General features: G+C 65.7%; 13 protein-coding genes. 3 read left to right on the forward strand and 10 right to left on the reverse strand.

The window, feature by feature from the left end; translation table 11 throughout:
• Positions 1-16 precede the first annotated feature (16 nt).
• The 3 genes from GVL61_RS14780 to GVL61_RS14790 are packed head-to-tail and all read right to left on the reverse strand — an operon-like array spanning position 17 to position 4,742.
• Complete coding sequence (locus GVL61_RS14780; RefSeq protein WP_159981416.1) at positions 17-1,624, reverse strand: GMC family oxidoreductase; 1,608 nt, start codon at positions 1,622-1,624, stop codon at positions 17-19.
• Positions 1,621-3,327, reverse strand: a complete 1,707-nt coding sequence (locus tag GVL61_RS14785; RefSeq protein ID WP_159981418.1) for an FAD-dependent oxidoreductase — start codon at positions 3,325-3,327, stop codon at positions 1,621-1,623. The genes GVL61_RS14780 and GVL61_RS14785 overlap by 4 nt, the downstream gene beginning before the upstream one ends.
• Positions 3,324-4,742, reverse strand: coding sequence for an FAD-dependent oxidoreductase (locus tag GVL61_RS14790; protein WP_159981420.1), 1,419 nt, complete (start codon positions 4,740-4,742; stop codon positions 3,324-3,326). The genes GVL61_RS14785 and GVL61_RS14790 overlap by 4 nt, the downstream gene beginning before the upstream one ends.
• Before the next feature lie 477 nt (positions 4,743-5,219).
• Here GVL61_RS14790 and GVL61_RS14795 point away from each other — a divergent pair, with 477 nt between their 5' ends.
• Together GVL61_RS14795 and GVL61_RS14800 are read left to right on the forward strand one after the other, a co-directional pair.
• Entirely contained in the window at positions 5,220-7,673 is a 2,454-nt protein-coding gene (locus GVL61_RS14795; RefSeq protein WP_159981422.1) for a TonB-dependent receptor, read from the forward strand.
• Between the two features lie 107 nt (positions 7,674-7,780).
• A complete protein-coding gene (locus GVL61_RS14800; protein WP_159981424.1) occupies positions 7,781-8,248 on the forward strand; it encodes a VOC family protein in 468 nt (155 codons plus the stop codon).
• Between the two features lie 10 nt (positions 8,249-8,258).
• On the opposite strand, the gene GVL61_RS14805 is transcribed toward GVL61_RS14800, so the two are convergent.
• Genes GVL61_RS14805 through GVL61_RS14815 form a run of 3 tightly spaced genes read right to left on the reverse strand, consistent with a single transcriptional unit; the run spans position 8,259 to position 11,075 of the window.
• Positions 8,259-9,581, reverse strand: a complete 1,323-nt coding sequence (locus GVL61_RS14805) for an MFS transporter (protein ID WP_159981425.1) — start codon at positions 9,579-9,581, stop codon at positions 8,259-8,261.
• A complete protein-coding gene (locus GVL61_RS14810; protein WP_235037711.1) occupies positions 9,578-10,528 on the reverse strand; it encodes an aldo/keto reductase in 951 nt (316 codons plus the stop codon). Before GVL61_RS14810 ends, GVL61_RS14805 begins: the two co-directional genes overlap by 4 nt.
• Positions 10,529-10,547: 19 nt before the next feature.
• Complete coding sequence (locus tag GVL61_RS14815) at positions 10,548-11,075, reverse strand: VOC family protein (protein ID WP_159981427.1); 528 nt, start codon at positions 11,073-11,075, stop codon at positions 10,548-10,550.
• 289 nt (positions 11,076-11,364) lie between these two features.
• Between GVL61_RS14815 and GVL61_RS14820 the strand changes: the two genes are divergently transcribed.
• Positions 11,365-12,174 carry an SDR family NAD(P)-dependent oxidoreductase gene (locus GVL61_RS14820; protein WP_200844783.1) on the forward strand — a complete coding sequence of 270 codons (810 nt, stop codon included), beginning with the start codon at positions 11,365-11,367 and terminating at the stop codon, positions 12,172-12,174.
• On the opposite strand, the gene GVL61_RS14825 is transcribed toward GVL61_RS14820, so the two are convergent.
• The 4 genes from GVL61_RS14825 to GVL61_RS14840 all read right to left on the reverse strand — a co-directional run bounded on the left by GVL61_RS14825 (position 12,175) and on the right by GVL61_RS14840 (position 14,589).
• Positions 12,175-12,807, reverse strand: a complete 633-nt coding sequence (locus GVL61_RS14825; RefSeq protein WP_159981468.1) for a TetR/AcrR family transcriptional regulator — start codon at positions 12,805-12,807, stop codon at positions 12,175-12,177.
• Between the two features lie 156 nt (positions 12,808-12,963).
• The gene (locus GVL61_RS14830; RefSeq protein WP_159981428.1) at positions 12,964-13,299 is read right to left on the reverse strand and encodes a hypothetical protein; all 336 of its coding nucleotides are present in this window, start codon (positions 13,297-13,299) and stop codon (positions 12,964-12,966) included.
• Complete coding sequence (locus GVL61_RS14835; protein WP_159981429.1) at positions 13,296-14,048, reverse strand: SDR family NAD(P)-dependent oxidoreductase; 753 nt, start codon at positions 14,046-14,048, stop codon at positions 13,296-13,298. The genes GVL61_RS14830 and GVL61_RS14835 overlap by 4 nt, the downstream gene beginning before the upstream one ends.
• 16 nt (positions 14,049-14,064) lie before the next feature.
• On the reverse strand, positions 14,065-14,589 hold the full coding sequence (locus GVL61_RS14840; RefSeq protein WP_159981430.1) for a nuclear transport factor 2 family protein: 525 nt from the start codon (positions 14,587-14,589) through the stop codon (positions 14,065-14,067).
• Positions 14,590-14,616 lie beyond the last annotated feature (27 nt).

Consider the following 14,616-nt stretch of genomic DNA (forward strand, 5'->3'; position numbering starts at 1 on the left):
CTCTCTCCGGTAAGTGTCAGCGGGCATCCTCGAGGATCATGGCGGCGCATTTCTCGCCTATCATGATCGAGGGGGCGTTGGTGTTGCCGGCGGGCAGGCTGGGCATGATCGAGGCGTCCGCTACGCGCAGGCCCATGACGCCGCGCACGCGCAGGCGTGCATCGACGACGGCGTCCTCGCCCACGCCCATGCGGCAGGAGCCGACCGGGTGCAGGTTGGCGATGGCATTTGCGCGCACGTAGGCTTCGATCTCGTCATCGCTGCGGGCCTCGGCGCCGGGGGATATTTCCCCGGCATTGTAGGGCGCCAGCGCGGGCTGGGCGGCGACGCCGCGCACCACCCTGATCGCGGCGATCATCGCGTCCACATCGACCCGCTCGGTCAGGAAGTTCTGGCGGATTTCGGGATCGGCGAAGGGGTCGGCGCTGCGCAGGCGCACGGTGCCGGTGGCGCGCGGGTTGAGGTGGACCGGGCTCATGGTGAAGCCGGGGAAGGGGTGGGCTTTCATGCCGGCGGCGGTGCGGCTCTGCACGGTCCAGATGTTGGTGTTGACCTGAAGGTTGGGGCGGTCCTGCCGCTCGTCGGTGCGGGTGAAGATGCCGGCGAAGATGCCATTGCTGGCCAGCGGCCCGCGCTTGAACAGGACATAGTCGATGCCCGCCTTCAATTGGCGCAGCGGGCTGTTCGCCAGTTCGTTGATGGTGATCGGCTGCGTGCAGCGGAACATCAGCGAGATGTAGAAGTGGTCCATTAGCTTTTCGCCCACGCCGGGCAGGTCGACCAGCGGCGCGATGCCGCGTTCGCGAAGGTGCGCGGCCGGGCCGATGCCGGAAAGCTGGAGAAGCTGCGGCGATCCGAAGGCCCCGCCCGAGACGATCACCTCGCGCCGCGCCCGCGCCACTTGCAGGCCGGCTTTCGTCCGGTACTCGATGCCCGCCGCGCGGCCGTTCTCGAACAGTAGGCGGGTGGCGTGGGCGCCGGTCGCGACCTTGAGGTTGGCGCGCCCCCGCGCCGGTTTGAGGTAGGCCTGCGAGGTATTCCAGCGCCGGTTGCCCCGGGTGGTGGTCTGGAAAAAGCCGGTGCCTTCCTGCTCGGCGCCGTTGAAGTCCGGGTTATAGGGAATGCCCGCTTCCTGCGCGGCGGCGACGATGGCGTCCGCGATTTTGGAGCTGCCGGGCTGGTCCGATACGGTGAGCGGGCCGCCGGTGCCGTGGTATTCGTCCGGCCCGCGCTGCTGGTCCTCGGCCTTGCGAAAGAAGGGCAGGACGTCGGCGTAGCTCCACCCCTCGCAGCCGAGCTGGCGCCAGTAGTCGTAATCGCGCGCATGGCCGCGGATGTAGAGCATCCCGTTGATCGAACTGGTGCCGCCCAGTACTTTGCCGCGCGGCTGGTACATGCGCCGCCCGTTCAGCTGGGCTTCCGGCTCGCTTTCGAACATCCAGTTCACCTTGGGGTTGGCGAACAGCATGGGGTAGCCCATCGGCGGCCTGATCCAGAACGCGGTGTCGGCAGGGCCGGCCTCTAGCAGCAGGACGGTGTACCTGCCGTTCTCGCTCAGCCTTGCGGCGACCACGCAGCCGGCAGAGCCTGCGCCGCTGACGATGAAATCGAATTCTTCGCTCACGCCTCCCGCCCCGCAAGGTGGCGCCCGGCGATATAGGCGAAAGTCATGGCCGGGCCGATCGTCGCCCCCGCGCCGGGATAGGCACCGGCGAAGACACTGGCCTGGTCATTGCCCACGGCATAGAGGCCGCCCACCGGCGCGCCGCCCTCGTCCAGAACGCGGGCGTGGCGGTCGGTCCTGAGGCCCGCGAACGTGCCGATGATCCCGGCTTCAAGGCGCACGGCGTAGAACGGCCCCTTGGTCAGCGGGCCAAGGCAGGTGTTGGGCTGATGTTCGGGATCGCCCTGATAGACATCGTAAACGCGCCCGCCGCGCCCGAAATCGGGGTCGACGCCGGCCTGCGCATTGGCGTTGAAGGCAGCGATCGTGGCGGCCAGCGCAGCGGGGGCGATGCCGCAGACCTGCGCCAGTTCCTCCAGCGTATCCTCGCGCTTCAGGTAGCCGCTGCGCAAGTGCTTGCCGTGGGGAATGGGGAAGGGGCGGACCATGCCGATGCCCCATTTCTTCACCGCCGCAGCATCGCCGATCAGCCAGGCGAAAGCGCTGGAATCGCCCTCGCTGGCCTCGATCATCTGCGGCACGAAATCGTGATAGGCGCTGGATTCGTCGCCGAAGCGGCGGCCATCCGGGCGCACGGCAAGGAAGCCGGGCTTCTGACGGTCGATCAGGTGCGGCCAGACTCCGGTGAAGTCCCTGGAGCCGGGGATCACCGAAACCGGCATCCACGGCGCCGGATGGGCGACATTGCCGTTGAACGCGCCGCCCATGCTTTCGGCCAGGCGGATGCCGTCGCCGGTGTTGCCGGGGTTCGTGGGATTGCGGTGGTCGCGGTTACCGGCAGGCCCGGGGAACGTGGCAGCGCGGCGGTCGGGGTCGTTGGGATAGCCGCCGCAGGCCAGCACCACGCCTTTGCGCGCCGTGACGCGCACCACGCCGCCGGGGGTGACGATCTCCGCGCCGGTGACGCGCCCGTCCTCGCGGGTCAGCGCGCCAACGGGAGAGGACAGCCAGATCGGCACGTCGAGGTCGAACAGCGTGCGGGCAAGGCGCGCCACCAGCGCGCGGCCGCGCACCACCTGCTGCCCTTCGCCGTAGCGCAGGACATCGACGAAGTGCTTCATCAGCTTTTTCGCCACGAAGCCCAGCGCCTTGACCGAGCGGCCGGCCTTCATGAACTGGATCATCTCCACGCCCGAACCCACCGCAAAGCCGAGGAACAGCGTCTGCGGCAACTGCTGCTTGAGGTTCTTGAGGTGCTTGCCCAGCGCGCGCGCTTCGTAATCGACGGTGCCGATCGAGCGGACGATCGAGCTATGTGCGCTTTCCGAGTGATAATCGGGATAGTCCATGCCGTAGAAACGGACGTGGCTCTGTTCCTCCAGAAAGCGTACCATGCGCGGCGCGGTGTCGAGGTAGGCTTCGACGCGGTCCGGCTCGATGTAGTTGCCGGTTTCCTCGATCAGGTAGGCGCGGGCGTTCTCGATGTCGTCGCTTTGGCCAGTGGCGCGCTGCATGGCCGGGGAATAATGGTTGCCGGGCACCCACAGCACCCCGCCAGACGTGGCGGTGGTGCCGCCGAACACGGCTTCCTTTTCGACCACGAGTACGTCCAGTCCCGCCCGGCGCGCGGTGACGGCGGCAGTGAGGCCCGCCGCGCCGCTGCCGGCGATCAGGACGTCGACGGTCTTGGTTTCGATCGTCATGCGGCTGCGGTCCTTGTCATCTGGGTTTTTTCAAGGGCAGCACCCCGGCCGGCGATGCGGCCGAAGATCACGGCGTTGCCGATCGAGGCGCCGCCCGCTGCGTAGCATTGGCCGAACATGCCGCCGGTCGTTTCCCCGGCAGCATAGAGGCCCGGCACCGGCCGGTCGGCGGCGTCGAGCACGCGGGCCTGCGTGTCGATGCGGATGCCGGTGCCGGTCCAGCAGATGATGCCGGGGCGGATGTGGGCGGCATAGAACGGCCCGTCGGCCACGGGGCGCAGCATTTCGGCGGGCTTAAAAAAATCGCCGTCTGTACCCATCTGGTTAAATTCGTTGTAGCGCTCGGCCGTGGTGGCCAGCCGCTTTGCAGGGAGGCCCAGCTTATCCGCAAGCTCTGCCAGAGTGACGCCGCGCACCAGCGTACCGGCCTCGACATGCTCGGCAAGGCGCTCGGCGGTCCAGCTTGGCGCGGGGCGGTAGCGGGTGGTGCGCGAGGCGAGGCGCGAGGCTTCGTCGAAGATGGCGTAGCAGTCCTGTCCCGGCTGTTCGTCCAGCACGGCGGCGAGCACCGAATATTCGATGGTCTCGTCCACGAAGCGGCGGCCATCGCGGTTCACCATCATCAGCCATCCGGGCAGGTAGCTTTCCAGGTCTTTCGCAAAGCCGGGTGTGATGAGCAGCAAGCCGCGATTGTGCTGGCTGACCTGCCCTTCGACCTGCTGCGCCAGCTTGATGCCATCGCCCCTGCAGGTGGGGGCGCCGATGTACCAGTGCAGGTCACCATAGCGCGCGGCGTCGGGGTAGAGCTGGGCCAGCATCTCGGGGTTGGCGCCGAAGCCGCCGGTGGCGAGGACCACTGCGTTGCTGCGCACCGGCTGGCCGTCCGCCACGATACCGGCGACGCGGCCCTGTTCCACCAGCAGGCTCTCCACCCGCGTTTCGAGCACGGTATCGACCGCCTTGCCGGAGAGGAACCCTTCCAGCACCTCGACGATGCCCGCGCCGTCGCCGCTGGCGCGGTGGCCGCGCCGCATCTTGTCGACGCCCGAGGCGTAGAGGTTCTCGGTGGTGAAGCCGACGCCGAGTTCGCGCAGCCATTCGAACGCCTCGGTCGACTGCTCGCACAAGGTGCGCACCAGCGAGGCTTCCAGCTTGTACTGGTTGAGCGTCATGTAATACTGGTACATCGCCTCGGTGGTATCGTCCGCGATGCCCGCCTCGCGCTGGAGCGAGGTGCCGGCGGCGTAGAACACCCCGCCCGACAGCGCGCTCGATCCGCCGGTGCGGTCCGCCGCTTCCACCATCAGCACGCTGGCGCCGTTTTCCACCGCCAGCGCCGCCGCGCTCAGCCCTGCCGCGCCGGTGCCGATGACGATTACGTCGTAGTCGGTTCCATCGTAGTCGGGCGCGCTCATCGGCGGGCCTTGCGGGCGCTGTGCGCTGCATCGCGATTGTTTCGAGCCTGAACCGGCATCGCTCGCCTCTCCATCCGTTTTTCGTTGGGCGCACGCCGTCCGCCGGGGGCGGGCGATGCTGCCTGTGACTTCAAGCATGACTTCGCGAAACTAATAAGTCTAGCTCAATTGCATCGTTCCGGGCTTTGCCGAATGCGCGGCGCGCCGAACCCCGCAGGGAAGGCCGAAAAAGTGGCGCCGCTAAAATATAAAAAGCAATCATGCCGGACTTTTTTATTGTCAAGTTGAAGGACTGTGCGCATAAAGCGGGGCATAACAGAAAAGGGAATGGCCAAGGACGAATCGTTCGGGCCTCCCCGGGAGTGGGTGAAGACTGGCACGGCCTCTATGATCCGGCAGTGAATCCGGGCGAGGGCGCCGCCTTCAATTCTAAAATAAGTCATCCTTCGCAGTATGGGGGTGACCGGGAGGAAGAGGATGAAGGATCTGAAAAATATCCATCGCGCGTGCCTTGTGGCCGGGCTACTGACTTCGGCGTCCGCGCTGGGCCTGTCGAGCGCGGTCATGGCGCAGGAAGCGCCTGCTCCCGAGGCTCCGTCGGCGGCGCAGCCCGCTGGCGGCCTTGAGGAGATCGTCGTTACCGCCCGCAAGCGCTCCGAGTCACTTCAGGACATCCCGGTCGCGGTGACCGCCTATTCGCCCGCGCAGATCGCCCGGCAGGACATCTCCAATATCGAGCGCATCGCTGCCTCCACGCCGAATCTCACGGTCGGACGCGCAACTACCGGGTCGGGCGCGCAGATCTCGCTGCGCGGGATCGGTACACCGGCCAGCGCACTGGGCATCGAATCTTCCACCGCGATCATCGTCGACGGCATCTATTACGCCAGCGGACGCATTCTGAACGAAGGCTTCTTTGATCTGGCGCGGATCGAAGTGCTGAAAGGCCCGCAGGCGCTGTTCTTCGGGAAGAACGCCACCGCCGGCGTGATCTCCATCACCACCGCCGATCCGGGGTCCAGCTTCGAGGGATCGACGCGGGTCGGCTACGAAATCCGGGCCAAGCGGCCCTATATCGAGCAGATGATCTCCGCTCCGATCACCGACACGCTGGGCATTCGCGTGGCACTGCGCGGGTCCAAGATGTTCGGCGGTTACACCCGTAACTACGCAACCGCGCAGCCCTTTACCGTGACGGATCAGGCGGGCGGCCCGGTGCAGAACCTCGTTGCGGCACCGGGCGATCGGACCGGGCCGAAGGAAGGCGAACTCGTCGGCCGGGTCACGCTCAAGTGGGAGCCGACCGACAACATCACCAACACCTTCAAGGTTTCCGCCAACCAGAGCACGACCAACGACGGCGCCTGGAACAATATCGTGTTTTCCTGCGCCAACGGGTTCAGCACATTGCAGCCTACCGTGCGCTGCAAGCGCGACTGGAAGTATTACCACAATGAGATGCCCAAGGAGATCGCGGCGAATTTCCCCTTCGCGCGCGATGATGGCGAACTCTACACCAAATATCGCTCGTTCCAGGCCACGAACAATCTGGAGTGGAAACTGGGCGATGTCACGCTGACATCGGCAACGAATTTCCAGCACCAGAACAACCGCTGGCTGACCGACAGCGACTATCAGCAGCGCGCAACCCAGATCTACGTCGGCTCGCGTGAGAAGTGGACCGCGTTCTCCGAGGAACTGCGTGCGCAGACCAATCTCGACGGCCCGCTCAACATGATGGTCGGCGTGCTTTACCAGAAAACCAAGCTGCAATCGGACCAGTATGTCTATTCGGGCAACGTCCGCGTCAGCACGCAGCGTCCCGATTGGGAATATGTCGCTTTCGGCAAGGATTCCTATACGAAGGGCGAAACGATCTCGCCTTTTGCGCAGGTTACCTGGAAGGTCATCCCCGAAATCGAACTGGGCGGCGGTATCCGCTATACCCATGAGACCAAGGATAGCTTTTTCGTCCACCCGGTGAACCGTCCCGGCCAGATCAACCGCCTGAACGATCCGATCTATGCCGACCAGACGTTCACCAACTGGAGCCCGGAACTAACCGCGTCTTACAAGCCGGTGCCCAACGTCAATATCTACGGCGGCTTCAAGACTGGCTACAAATCAGGCGGTTTCTCCAACCAGAGTTCGTACACCCAGGCTTCGGCACCGGGCGACCTTTCTTTCGGGCCGGAGCGCGCCAAGGGCTTCGAAGGCGGTGTGAAGACTACGCTGTTGAACAACCAGCTCCGCTTCGACGTGGCGATCTACAACTACAAGTATACCGACTTGCAGGTTGACTTCTTCGAAGCCCAGACCTTCCGTTACGTGACCACCAATGCCGGTTCGGCCCGCACCAAGGGTATCGAAGTTTCGACCGAATTCGCCCCGCATTCGATGCCGGGCCTGATCCTGCGCGGTGCGATCAATTACAACAAGGCGCGCTATCTCGATTTCATCGCGCCTTGCGTCACCGGGCAGACTCCCGCGCAGGGCTGCAATCCCACGGCGGCCAGCCCTTATGGCGGCCTGTTCGTGCAGGACCTCAGCGGCAAGCCCACCGCCAACGCGCCGCGCTGGACCGGCGCCGTGGGCGCCAGCTACGAGATGGATGTCAGCCAGGGCATGTCGGTCGCGCTGTCTGCGGATGCGCGCTATTCCGGCAGCTACAACGCCTCGCCTTTCGCCAATCCGCTAGCGACGCAGCCCAAGTACGTGAACCTCGACGCCTCGCTGACGTTGAAGTCGAAAGCGGGCTGGGACCTTGCTGTCATCGGCAAGAACCTGACCAACCAGTTCGTCATCTCGGGCGCGCTGGATTCTCCGGCCACCGGCAGGGGCACGGGCACCGATGGCGGCGTTCTGGGCGACCAGCGCGGCTATGCCAATACCCCGCGCACGGTGCAGTTGCAGGTGACCTACCACTACTGAGGCACCGCACCGGATCGTCTGCCCCGGCAAGTTCCGGCGGACACCTATCCTCTCCTGGCCGGTGCGCGCAAGTTCGTGCGCCGGCCTCTTGTTGTTGAAGGGCACGCATGACCATCGACCCCGGTCTCATCTTCCACACCGGCATTGCCGTGACGGATCTGGCGCAGGCGCAGGACTTATATGCCCGCACGCTCGGGGTCGAATGGGCGCCGGTGCACCGGTATCGTCCGCTGCCGTTGTGGATCGCGGGCCAGGGGTGGTGCGAGGTGGAGATAGACGCGGTCTATTCCCGGCACGGCCCGCACCGGCTGGAATTGATCCAGGGGTCGAAGGGTAGCTTCTACGACCCGGCGCTGATGCGCAGCGCCAGCCATACCGGTATATGGGCCGCGAATGTCGGCGCTGAGGTGGAGCATCTGACGGGCATCGGCTGGCGCGTGATGGCGGCCAAGGGTTCCCCGCAGGAGCGCTATGGCAACATGGCCTATGTGACCGACCCGGCAGGCGATATGGTGCTGGAACTGGTCGACCGCGAACTGCAGCCGATGCTGGAAGCCTGGTTTGCCGAGACCTGAAAAGCTGTGCTCAGGCCAATCTGATCGGATTGAGGATCAGGCGGCGATAGGCCTTCAGGCTGAGCCAAAGCGCCGCGCAGCTGAGAAGCGCGGAGACGGCGCAGACGATGCCCAGCGAGTCCCCCACGCGCAGTTCGTCGCGAAACACCTTGTCGGTGAGGAAGGCCACGGTCACCGGCGCGATGCCCAGCCCCATCAGCGTCACCAGCACGATGTACAGTGAGGAGGCAAGGCCGCGCATCCGGTTTGGGGTCACCACTTGAAGCGCGGTAGCGGCCATGGCGGTGGGTATGGAATAGCAGAAGCTGATGATCCCGCCGATGGCCAGCACCATCTCGTAACCACTGCGCAGCAATAGTGCAGCGCAGCAGGCGAAGACCGCCAGCGCACTGATCACGCCAAGGCGCATGTTGGCGTCGGGATAGCCGGCGCGGACCAGCCACCGGCCCAGCGTAGGCCCGGTCAGCACGCCCAGCGATCCGCCGACCAGCGTGAGCAGGCCATATGTCATGCCGATCTGCCCGATCGAGACGCCGTACTGGCGGATCGCCACGGTCGGCAGCCAGGCCGGGAAGGCGTAGATCGGGATGATAGCCAGCGCCATGCCGATATAGAAATATCCGTAGAACCCGCGATTGGCCCAGAGGATCGAGAGGGCCTCTCCCAAGGTAAGCGGCGGGGGGTTGCCGGTCTGGTCGGGGTCCACCGCGCCGCGCGGCGGCTCGCGCATCACCGCAACCATGGCGATGCATACCAGTCCCAGAGCGCTGACGATCACGAAGGTGATCTGCCAGGGCGCCAGCGCGCCGATCACTGGTACGGCGGAAAGGTCGGCGCGGGTGGCCCATTCGATCACCACGCCCCCCAGTAGCAGGGCCAGACCGCTGCCGATATAGGGGCCCATGTTGTAGATACTGAGCGCGCGGGCAAGGCGCTTTTCGTCGAACAGGTCGCTGAGCAACGACCACGAGGAGGGCGTCAGCCCCGCCTCCGCCGCGCCCACGCCCGAACGCGCGGCGAACAGTGCGCCGAAGCTGCGGGTGAAACCGCAGGCGGCGGTGAACACGCTCCACACCGCGATGCAGCCCAGCAGGATGCGGCGGCGGCCCGAAACGTCGACCCAGCGCCCGAACACCGGGCTCATGATGAGGTAGGCGATGGAGAATGCCGCGCCTTGCAGCAGGCTGATTTCCAGGTCGCTGAGCCCGAAGTCGGCCTTGATCGGCTGCACCAGCAGGTTGAGGATCTGGCGGTCTACGAAGCCGACGCTGAAAGTGATCGTCAACGCCGCTAGCGCGAACCACGGCGAACGGCGCAGCGCGGAAAAGCTCAAAGACCCGCTCCATCGAGGCGCGCAAGCTGCGCCGTATCGAGTTGCAGCCGGGTTCCGGCGACGAGATCGCCGAGTTGTGCAGGCCGCGATACGCTGGCGATGGGCGCGGTCACGCCGGGCTGGGCCAGCATCCAGGCGACGGCGATGCTCACCATCGAGGCGCCGGTCTGCGCGGCGACTTCGTCCATGGCGGCGATCACCTCGGTTACGTTGGCGCGTTCGAACAGAGGTTTGAGGTACTGTTCGCGGGCATGGCCGGCGACGTCGTCGATGCTGCGGTACTTGCCGGTAAGCAACCCGTTCGCCAGTGCGAAATATGGAACGACCGCAAGGCTTTCGCGAAGGGCAAGCGCCTGCAGCGCGCCTTCGTAGCCATCGCGTTCGAGCAGGTTGTAGCGCGGTTCGATCACCGCGAAGCGGGCCCAGCCGTTGGCGTCGCTTATTTTTAGCGCGGTTTCGAGCCGATCGGCTTCATAGTTGGAAGCGCCGAGCGCCCGGACCTTGCCGGACTTCACCAGCCGGTCGAAGGCGTCCAGGGTTTCTTCCAGCGGAGCCGAAGGATCGTCACGGTGGGCGAAGTAGATGTCGATATGATCGGTGCCAAGGCGCTGCAACGATTCCTCTACCGCGCCGGCAATGCGCGACGCTGACAGGCCCTTGCCGCCCGCGCCGTCAAGCAGGCCGACCTTAGTGGCGATCAGCAGGCTTTCGCGCCGTCCGCCGCTGCGCAGCCAGTCCCCGATCAGGGTTTCGGATTCCCCGCCGACGTTGCCCGGCGCCCACGCCGAGTAGACGTCCGCGGTGTCGAGCAGCGAGCCCCCGGCATCAACGAAAGCGTCGAGGATCGCAAAGCTCTCCTTGCGGCCGGCGGTCCAGCCGAACACGTTGCCGCCCAGCATGAGCGGGGCGGCGCTGAGGCCGGTCTGGCCGAAGGGGCGCGGTGTCACGTCGGGTCTCCGGCAGCCATCAGTAAGCACGCATGGGATCGCGTCCATCCCAGCCTTGCGAGGCGGCGCGCATGCGTTCGTAGATTTCGGTCATCACCGGCACCATGTCGATCAGTTCGATGATCGGACCCGGCGCACCGGGCGGCGGTTGCAGATAGGCGAAGCGGGTGCGCTGTGAGGCGCCTTCGGTGGCGACCGTCATGCCTGAGGCGATGGCTGCCTCGCGCTGTTCGTCGAAGCGGTCACTTGCCATGCCGAGGTGGTGCATTCCGCTCCTGCCGCTGCCCAGAAAATCGCGGTAGGTCGAGGGGGCAGGGCCGGGGACGATGAGTTCGATCTGGATATCGCCGCTCTGCGCCAGGGCGACCTGACCGATGATGTCGGTGCGCGCCGCGTCCTGTCCGCCGTGGCGCAGCCATGCGAATTGGGGCGGAGGCATAACGAAGAACGGTCCTATGCCCAGCGTACCCGTCCAGAACGCGATCGCCGGTTCCAGGGCTTCGACAAGGTAGCCTGCCTGAATGGCATTTCCGTAGAGCCTGCTCATGGACCTCTCTCTTTGTCGCGGTTCCGACCACCTCTTTGTCATGCCTGTAAAACAAGCAGTCAAGACTGTATTATAATTGATGGTGTCGGATGCGTCCACCTTGCTGCATGATACTCATCGGATACGTGAAATAGTCCCTGAGAATGAGCGTAGCGTCGGGCTGCAGAGGCAATTTTCTATGTGCGCACGCGGTGGAACGAGCCGGGAAGCATCTGGTGCCTGCGGGTTGCAACACTGCATAAGATCGATATAAAACAAGCATCACTGAATGTAAAAAAATGGAGAGATGATGATGCGGCTCGGCGGCAAGGTCACGGTGATCACAGGCGCCTCCAGCGGGCTCGGCGAGGCGACGGCGCGGCGCTTCGCTCGCGAGGGTGCGTTGTTGGTGTTGGGCGACATTCGCGAGGATGCGGGCCTGGCTCTGGCCGATGAACTCGGTGCGCAGTTCGTGCCTTGCGACGTGACCCGCGAAGTGGATGTGGCAGCACTGGTCGCGCGGGCGAGCGAGGTGCACGGGCGGCTTGACTGCATGATCAACAATGCCGGGCAACTGGGCGCGGTGGGCCGGGTGGAGGAGATCGAGGACTGGGCCTGGCGCGATACTCTGGCGGTGCTGCTCGACAGCGTGTTCTACGGCATGAAGCACGCGGCCAGGGCGATGCGGCCGCGCGGGCAGGGGGTGATCCTTTCCACCTCCAGCGCGGCGGGCCTCGCGCCGCTGGGGCCGCACGCCTATACGGCGGCCAAGCACGCGGTGATCGGGTTGACCCGCTCGGTCGCAGCGGAACTGGCGGGAGACGGTATCCGGGTGAATGCCGTGGCGCCGGGTAACGTGCCAACGCGGATGACCGAACTGGCCTATGGCGACGCGGAGGCCATGCGCAAGGCGGCACAGGCGCGCAATCCGCTGGGCCGGGTGGTCGAGGCGGACGAAATCGCCGGGGCTTTTGCCTATCTCGCCAGCGACGACGCTATCAACATCACCGGGCAGGTGATCGCCCCCGACGCCGGGCTGGTGGAGTGCCGTCTCGATGCCTCGTACTACGCGCGGCAGGCCACTTACTTCGATGCGGACGGCGACCGCGCGGCGCGTTGATCAGGCAGGCCGCAGGGCCCTGATCTTTTCTTCCAGCATGGCGAGCAGGGCGGGGACCATGGCTTCGTCGAGCGCGCCGGTCAGCAGGCTCATCGCCATGCCTTCCATCAGCGTCTGCGAGAGGGCCATGGCCTGCGCGAACTGTTCCGGTGCGGAGTGCCATTCGGGGAACAGGGTGAAGGCTTCGGCGTGGAAGCGTTCGCGGTACTCAACCTGCAAGGGCTGCATTATCTGGGCAAGGTCGGCATTCGTACGCGCGGCCAGCGCCAGTTCCTGGAATGCGACGAACGCGGGTTTCTGGACCTGGCGCCAATAGGCGCCGACCATTGCCGAGGGATCGTGGTGCGTCACTTCCGACGAGCGGCGAAAAGCGCGCAGGCGCCTTTCGTGCAGTTCCACGATGGTGGCGCGGATCAGCGTGGCGCTGTTCTCGAAGTGGTGGAGCATCGCCCCGCGCGATAGGCCGGCCTCGGTAGCGACGAGGGGGGTGGTCGTGCCCGAATAGCCGACTTTGACGAGGCACTGGATCGTGGCCTCGATCAGCCGCCCGCGCGTCTGCGCGCTCTTGAGCGACTGGCGAGTGGGGGCGGCGCTTTCGGCGGACTTGGGAGCGGCAGTTTTGGGGGTCGTTATGCGCGGCGCGGTGCGTGGGGCGCGCTTGGGGGCAGGACTGACGGCCAAATTGGGCTCCCGGAAGACTGGTAAGACAGGATTGAAAGCCCTCCTGCAACCAACTCGCGGGTTCCGGCAATAGTAAAGTCGTTTCGCTCTTGCCCCGGCGGGGTGAATTCAGACCCGGCTGGCCAGTGCGACGACCGCGCAGGACAGCGTGAGGAGCCCGAGACGAGCCCAGGACGCGCCCTCGCCCAGCAGTACAACGGCAAGCAGGATCGCGCCCATCGGCACCACGGCGGCCATCAGCGGCATCAGCAGGCTGAGGGCTGCGCCTTCGTGGAGCAGCAGCGCCAGGCAGTAGAGCGATACCGCGTAGACGGCGGCGCAGAGCAGTGACCAGCCGGGGCTGGTGAACCCGGCCGTGCGCGCCAGCAGCACACTGCCGCCGATCTGCCCGGCGACGACGATGACGAACAGGACGATGGCCCGCAGGGACAGGGCGGCGGTCATTGTGCCGTCAACCCGCCGTCGACGACGAATTCGCCGCCGGTCACGTATTTGGCGCGGTCGGAGATGAGAAAAGCGATCATATTGCCGATGTCGTCGGGTTCGCCCATGCGGCCCATCGGGATCGCGGCGTTGATGGCGTCGTACTGGTCGGGATTGTCCTCGATCGCGACTTTCTGCATGTCGGTCCAGATGACGCCGGGGTGCACCGAATTGACGCGAATGCCCTGCTTGGCGACTTCGAGCGCCAACGCCTTGGAGTAAAGCCGTACCCCGCCCTTGCTGGCGGCATAGGCGGACGCTCCGGGAACACCGACGAGGCCGGCGATGGAAGAAAGGTTCACGATCGATCCCGCCGCCTGCGCCTGCATCACCGGCAGCACTGCGCGGCAGCCCAGGTAGACGCTCTTGAGGTTGACGTTGATCTGGCGGTCCCAGGCGTCGACGTCGAGGTCTGCGGTCCACTTCAGCACGGCGATGCCCGCATTGTTGACGAGGCCGTCGATGCGGCCGGTGTCGTTCTTCACGCGCTCGGCCAGCGCGGCCCAGCCGGCTTCGTCGGTGACGTTCTGGGCAAGGCCGGTGGCGGTCAGGCCTTCCGCGCGCAGTTCTTCGGCGCGGGCGGCAGCGTTGCCACCGTCAAGGTCGGTGAGGGTTACGGCATGGCCTTCGCGGGCGAGCAGCCGGGCGGCCGCGAAGCCGAGCCCGCCTGCCGATGCGGCGCCGGTGACGATGATGCTTTTCTGGGTCACGATGAATGTCTCCGGTTCAGGCTGAGGCGAGCCAGGCGCGGTCGTAGGACCGGTCCTGCATGTCGTGACGGCCCATCAGGCAGGCTGCGAGATCGGTGGTGAGCACGGCGTCGGCGGCAGGTTCCTTGCGGGCCCAGTCGACGAATTCGGAGCGGTGGGCGAAGCGCCACTCGCCGCCGCGCTGCTCGTAGCGGTCGAGGTAGCGGCCGGAGATCACCATGTCGGTGGGCACCTCGCCGTCGAGGATGCGGTGGAACGCGTAGTAGTAGACCTCGCCGAAAGCGCGCGTGGGATCGGCGGGATCGAACTCGATCAGGTGCTGGCCGATGATGTGCTGGTTGGCGAGATGTTCAGTCAGCAGGCTTTGCGCGAAATCCACGAAGGCGGGGCCGCTGCCTTTGAAGATGCCGTAGTCGGTGGTCGAATCCGGCCAGAAGGTGGCCAGTTGCAGCGCGTGGTCGAGACGGTCCTGGCCGCGCATGTAACGCGAAGCGAGGTCGCGGATTGCGTCCTTGGCGATCAGGGTGGCAAGATCGGTCATGCCGGTTCCTTCGTCTGGAGGGGGAGG

Origin of the sequence: Novosphingobium sp. 18050 (assembly GCF_902706195.1) — a bacterium.
Taxonomy (GTDB): Bacteria; Pseudomonadota; Alphaproteobacteria; order Sphingomonadales; family Sphingomonadaceae; genus Novosphingobium.